Origin of the sequence: Streptomyces graminilatus, assembly GCF_001418565.1 — a bacterium.
Lineage (GTDB): Bacteria > Actinomycetota > Actinomycetes > Streptomycetales > Streptomycetaceae > Streptomyces > Streptomyces graminilatus.
Map to the genome: position 1 here is coordinate 1 of NZ_LIQQ01000770.1, position 2316 is coordinate 2316.

The following is a 2316-nucleotide window of genomic DNA, read 5'->3' on the forward strand; positions in this document are numbered from 1 at the left end:
CCCCTCAATCCACCGACCCGTCAGAACAACGCCCGCGCCAGCGCCCGCCGCGCCGCCGCGACCCGCGGGTCGTCCGCGCCGACGACCTCGAACAGCTCAAGCAGCCGCAGCCGTACGGCATCCCGGTCGTCGCCCGCCGTACGGGCCACCGTCTCGATGAGCCGGCCGAACGCGTCCTCGACATGGCCGCCCACCAGATCCAGGTCGGCGGCGACGATCTGCGCCGTCGGGTCACCCGGCTTCTCGGCGGCGTCCTTGCGCACCTGCTGCGGATCGACCGACTGCACTCGCTGAAGCAACTCGGCCTGCACCAGGCCGAGTTTGGCCTCCGTGTTCCCGGGGTCGTCGCTCAGCACGTTCTTGTACGCCTGCACCGCGCCGCCGAGATCCCCGGCGTCCAGGGCGTGTACGGCGGCTTCGAGCAGCGCGTCGTACGGCCCGGCCGGGGCCTGCGGAGCGGGGGCGGGACGGTCGCCGGGGGCGGCGTCCGCGTCGACGACGAGACCCGTGAGGCCGAAGCGCTGCTCGGCGACCTGCACCAACTGGTCGAGGGTCTGCCGGATCTGCACCTCGCCGGCCGCGCCCTGGAAGAGGGGCAGCGCCTGCCCGGCGACCACGGCGAAGACCGCCGGAATTCCCTGGACGCCGAACTGCTGCATCAGCATCTGGTTGGCGTCGACATCGATCTTGGCGAGGACGAAGCGCCCGTTGTACTCGACGGCGAGCCGTTCGAGAACGGGGCTCAACTGCTTGCACGGCTCGCACCACTCGGCCCAGAAGTCGATGACGACGGGAACCTCTGTGGACCGCTGCAGGACGTCGAGTTCGAACCCGGCCTCATCGACGTCGATCACGAGGTCGGCGGGCGAGACGGCCCCTCCCCCGCCCTGCCTGGCGGCTTCGGCGCGTGCCTGCTCCGCCTTCGACTTGGCCTCCTGGGCCGCCTTCACCGCGGCGAGGTCGACGACCCCGCTCATGGACATGTTCCGTGGCTGCATGCGTCTATCCTCCCCCGTTGAGCGCGCACATGTGAAAGCCGTTGTGAAAAGCGGTCCCGGTCGGTCCCCATCGGTCTTGGTCGATGGAGTCGATCGATGGACATCGCTTTCGCTACGAGGCGTAGCGTAACGGTACTGGCAGGCTCCTGGGAAGCACTCCCGAGGCATCCCCGAGTGACCTCCCTCACGACCTCACAGGACGGGAAATGCCGGTTATGGTCATGCCATGCAGAGCCGCAACCCCGTGAGCCGTACGGGACGCCCCCGCAGCGCCGCAGCGGACACCGCGATCCTGGCGGCGACGCGGGACGCCTTGGTCGAACTGGGCTGGTCCAGGCTGACGTTGGGGGATGTGGCCACGCGCGCGGGAGTGGCGAAAACGACCCTCTACCGCCGCTGGCCGGGGAAGAACGAACTGGTCGTCGACGCGGTGGCCGCCCTCTTCGACGAGCTGGAGATGCCCGACCGGGGCAGCCTCGCCGCCGACATCGAGGGCGTCGTACTCCAGTTCGCGGCGATCCTGGTGCGCCCGGAGACGAAGAGCGGACTGATGGCGGTGGTCGCGGAGTCGACGCACGACGACGCGCTGCGGGAACGCATCCGCGCGTCCATCGTGGACCGGCAGAAGCGCCTGGTGCTGGAAGGCCGCGCCCGTGCCCAGCGGCGCGGCGAACTCCCCCCGGAACCGGACCCGGAGGAGGCCGCCCGCGCGGTGGACCTGATCTTCGACATGGTGGCAGGAGCGGTGGTGCACCGCACCCTCGTGAGCGCGGAGCCGGTGGACCGGGAGTGGGCGGGAGCCTTCACCCGGGTGCTGGTGATGGGGCTGGGACCGGGCCGCAGCCAGTAGCCGGTCACGCCTCGCCCAGTGGCCCAGTAGCCCGGTAGCCCAGTAGCTGTTAGGCCTTGGCGGCCACCGGGGCCGGATCCACGACCTGGCCCGCCAGCTCGCGGCTGACGTTCCGCTCCACGAAGAACGCGGCCGTGGGGACCGTACCGGCGAGCAGGACCCACAGCTGCTTGCGGACCGGCCACTTCGCCTTGGAGCCCAGGTCGAAGGCGAACACCAGATACACGACGTACAGCCAGCCGTGCGCGATACCGACGACGCTGGTGAAGGCGTCGGCGCCCTTGATGTCCAGGACGTACTTGGCGAACACACCGAGGGTCAGCAGAACCAGCAGCACACCGGTGACGTAGGCCATGACGCGGTAGCGGGTCAGCACGCTCTTTTTCATGCGTACGAGCGTAACCACCCGTTTCAGGCGATCTTCCGCCGACCCCGGCAGCCCGACCGGGGCAGCCTGATCGTGGCAGC

Annotated in this window: 3 protein-coding genes; 1 reads left to right on the forward strand and 2 read right to left on the reverse strand. The window is 69.9% G+C overall.

What is annotated here, in order from left to right; translation table 11 throughout:
* Positions 1 to 20 precede the first annotated feature (20 nt).
* Entirely contained in the window at positions 21 to 998 is a 978-nt protein-coding gene (locus tag AOK08_RS41325; RefSeq protein ID WP_055535653.1) for a tetratricopeptide repeat protein, read from the reverse strand.
* 226 nt (positions 999 to 1224) lie between these two features.
* Between AOK08_RS41325 and AOK08_RS41330 the strand changes: the two genes are divergently transcribed.
* Complete coding sequence (locus AOK08_RS41330; protein WP_055535656.1) at positions 1225 to 1848, forward strand: TetR/AcrR family transcriptional regulator; 624 nt, start codon at positions 1225 to 1227, stop codon at positions 1846 to 1848.
* 49 nt (positions 1849 to 1897) lie between these two features.
* On the opposite strand, the gene AOK08_RS41335 is transcribed toward AOK08_RS41330, so the two are convergent.
* Positions 1898 to 2236, reverse strand: coding sequence for a DUF3817 domain-containing protein (locus tag AOK08_RS41335; RefSeq protein ID WP_055535658.1), 339 nt, complete (start codon positions 2234 to 2236; stop codon positions 1898 to 1900).
* Positions 2237 to 2316: the final 80 nt, after the last annotated feature.